Origin of the sequence: Bradyrhizobium sp. 31Argb, assembly GCF_043638955.1 — a bacterium.
Classification (GTDB): Bacteria; Pseudomonadota; Alphaproteobacteria; order Rhizobiales; family Xanthobacteraceae; genus Bradyrhizobium.
Genome location: NZ_JBEGDB010000466.1, coordinates 1 through 3,461, shown reverse-complemented (window position 1 = coordinate 3,461; position 3,461 = coordinate 1). Strand labels below are relative to the sequence as shown.

The 3,461-nt window shown below is 65.4% G+C and carries 3 protein-coding genes; all 3 read right to left on the bottom strand.

Translation table 11 applies throughout. The annotated features are described in order from the left end of the window. Window positions 1-132: 132 nt before the first annotated feature. Entirely contained in the window at window positions 133-1,635 is a 1,503-nt protein-coding gene (locus tag AAFX91_RS40060) for a glycosyltransferase family 39 protein (RefSeq protein ID WP_394570175.1), read from the bottom strand. Window positions 1,636-1,642: 7 nt separating this feature from the next. Then, complete coding sequence (locus tag AAFX91_RS40055) at window positions 1,643-2,776, bottom strand: glycosyltransferase family 2 protein (RefSeq protein WP_130581727.1); 1,134 nt, start codon at window positions 2,774-2,776, stop codon at window positions 1,643-1,645. A gap of 249 nt (window positions 2,777-3,025) precedes the next feature. Continuing rightward, window positions 3,026-3,226 carry a hypothetical protein gene (locus AAFX91_RS40050; RefSeq protein WP_282527271.1) on the bottom strand — a complete coding sequence of 67 codons (201 nt, stop codon included), beginning with the start codon at window positions 3,224-3,226 and terminating at the stop codon, window positions 3,026-3,028. Window positions 3,227-3,461: the final 235 nt, after the last annotated feature.

Below are 3,461 nucleotides of genomic sequence, written 5' to 3'. Positions count from 1 at the left end.
CTTCGCTAATCCTTCGCCGTCATCAGGCTGGATAGAGGACTTCCACCTCCAAGCTGTCGTTCATACTCGGCACACCGTACTGGATACCCCGCATGCGCGGGGTATGAGGCCATCGTTTGCGGCAAGAGCGCGCTACTGCAGTTCCGGCGGCGGCGAGCGGTCGAAGACGTCGCCCTTCGGTCCTTCCAGGAGATAGAGCGCGTAGGTCTCGATCACGAGCGGGCCGCGTTTGCGCTGCACCTCGGCGATCCTCTCCACTTGGGAGAACATCTCCTTCAGGAACGGCGGATCCCCTGGCCCAGCTTCATGGACATAGAGCAGCTTTCCGGCAAGCTCGGCCGCGCTCGGCTCTGACACGTTGCCCCAGCGATAGCGCTGGGTCTGCTGCGCGACGCAGGTGCCCTTCGGCAGATAGAAGGTAAGCCAGCCCGTGGTGCCGTAATCCGGCGCCAGCACGCAGGTCGCACCAATACGCGCGCGCGCCGCTTCGATCTCCGCCGCGGTTTCGTGCCAGCCGACGCCGACGCTGCGCACGGTGGCATCGCGGCGATAGAGCGAGAGCACGCCAGTATTGGCCTGCACGATCAGCAGCACGAACATCACGATCCCGGTCGGCACCGCCCAGCGGCGGCAGACATCGGCAAGCCGCTGCCAGCGTCCCTCCCACGGCACCATCGTCGCGGCCACGGCAGCCGCGACCGTGAAGGCCGGATAGACCGGTGCGAACCAGTTGGCCTCGACACGCGCATGCAGCGAGTGCCAGATGAAATAGACCACGATGATCCAGAACATCAGATTGACGAGCAGGCGCGAGGCGAAGGCGCCAGTGCGGCGGAACGCCAGCGCATGCAACCCCATCGCGCCGAGGATGAAGACCAGCGGCGTCGCAAACGCGATCTGGGTCGGGATCAGTTCACCGATGAAGGCCAGCCTGAAATCCTCGATGCGCGCCCGCCCCATCTGCTTGATGAAGGAGACCCAGTGGTGGTCGGCGTTCCAGAGGATGACGGGCGCGAACATCAACAGCGCAACCACGCCGCCGAGATAGAGCCAGGGCGACAGGAACCAGCGCCGCAGCTTTGGCACCACGGCGAGCCAGATCAGGATCGCAGGACCGAAAAACAGCGCGGTGTATTTTGACAGGAGCGCAGCGCCGGCGGCGGCGCCGACCGCAAGCCACCATGCGCCCTGCCCGGTCTGAAGCACCTTGGCGAGCGCGAATAGCAGCAGGCTTGCCGAGACCAGAAGCGGCGCATCCGGGGTCACGATCATGGTGCCAACCGCGGCCAGCAAGGTGGCGTTGAGCAGGATCGCCGCGCTCGCCGCCACACGCGTGCCGCCGAACAGGATCTCGGATGAGCGATAGACGGCCCAGCTCATCGGCAGCGCCAGCAGGATCGAGACCAGCCGCACGCCGAGCTCGGTATCTCCGGCAATCAGCGTGCCGGCGCGGATCACCAGCGCAACCATCGGCGGATGATCGTAATAGCCGCCGGCCAGATGCTTCGACCACATCCAGTAATAGGCTTCGTCGAAGGTGATTGGCGTAACGGCGGCGGCGAGAAGCCGCAGCAGGACGAGCCCGACGACGGTCACGACGGTCGTACGGACGAGACTCGCCTCGTTCGGATTCATGTCCCGATCATCGCTTGCGCCAGACGAACAGTCCGGACATCGCGTAATTCCAGACCACGCCCATCAGCGCGCCGGCCGCGCCCGCAAGCCACCAGATCGGCTCCTGGTCGTAGACCGAGAAGGCGACGCCGACATTGGCGAGCAGGCCGACGCTGCAGACGAGATAGAACAGCAACAGGCCGCGCAGGATCGCAAAGCCCTTCAGCCGCTGGTCGCGATAGGTCAGGAAATTGTTCAGGACGAAGTTGCTGGTCATCGCGACGATCGCGCCGGTCGCCTGCGCCTCCGGAAACGGCGCGCCGAATACTTCCAGCGCGACGTATAACGCGGCCAGATGCACGAGCAGGCCGAGCGAGCCGACCAGGCCGAACAGCACGAAGCGGAGCGAGATGACGTCGTGGGTCAGCTTCGCAAGCACGAGGCCGAGGAAATCCAGCGCGACCATGGAATCGAGCTTGCTCTCGCCGTGCTGCCGCGAACCGAACGTATAGGGAATCTCCACCGCGCGCAGCTTGCCCTGCGCGGTGGCGACGACGTCGAGCAGGATCTTGAAGCCTTGCGTCGAGAGGTCTGGGGCCAGCTCCTCGAAGCGGTCGCGGCGGATCGCGAAGAAGCCGCTCATGGGATCGGCGATGTCGACCCGCAGCAAACGGCGCGCGATCTCGGTGGCGAAGGCGCTGGCGCCAGCGCGCTGCTTGTCGAACCCCTCGGCCCGGTAGCCCTCGATATAGCGGCTGCCGACCACGAGATCGGCCTTCCCGCTCCGCAGCAGATCGACCATCTTCGGCAGTTGCGTCTCGTCATGCTGCAGGTCGGCGTCCATCACCACGGCATAGGGGGCGCTGGAGGCCAGGATGCCCTCGATGCAGGCGCCGGAGAGCCCGCGCCGCCCGACCCGGCGGACGCAGCGCACGCGCGAATCCTGCCGCGCCAGGCTGCGCACCACCTCCCAGGTTCCATCAGGGGAGTTGTCGTCGACGAAGACGACCTCCCAGGGGATACCGGCGAGCGTCGTCTCCAGCCGCCGGTACAGGACGGTGACGTTGTCACGCTCGTTGAAGGTGGGGACGACAACCGAAAGAAGCGGCAAACCAACGGCCTGCGACGGGATTTCGGGGCCCGGTTTGATGGCGTCATTCATGGCGGCCAAGCGTATATCCGCGCCGCCGAGCCGCGGGAAGCCCTAAACGCCGGCCAGAATGCGGGAAAAAGGGCCTGGAGACGCCCAAAAATGCCAACGACCACGAACAACAGGCGCGCGTACATCCGGCGCTGCCTTGCTATTACGTGGTCGTCCCGACGCCAGAGCCCTTCAGACTGCGACGGCGCCGTTAACAACTAGATAGGAACCGCTGTACGCTTCCGCAAGGGGCTGTGCGGGGCGCTCACGCTAGTTCGGCACCTCCCGAATCACCGGCCCCCTCGGGGCCGGCTCGGCGGGTGCCGGTTGCGCTGTGGCCGCCGGCGGCTGCGCCGCGGGCGGTTTGGCGGGCTTGCCCATCTGCCCGATCGGCCCATACACGACCGCCGCCCCCAACACGATGACCGCGACGATGGCGCCCAACAGGCCCCCGACCGATTGCGATGTCATACCCGATTGTCCCCGCAACTGATGCGCGATCTCGGCCAAGCGCACTTTTGGCCGGATCACACGCCAACGGCCGGTGATATCACGAAAAACGGCAATCAAGGAATAGGATTGCGGGTCGCTCCCTCCCCGTCATTGCGAGCGCAGCGAAGCAATCCATCGCGGTGTGCCGAGTATGAACGACAGCTTGGAGGTGGAAGTCCTCTATCCAGCCTGATGACGGCGAAGGATTAGCGAA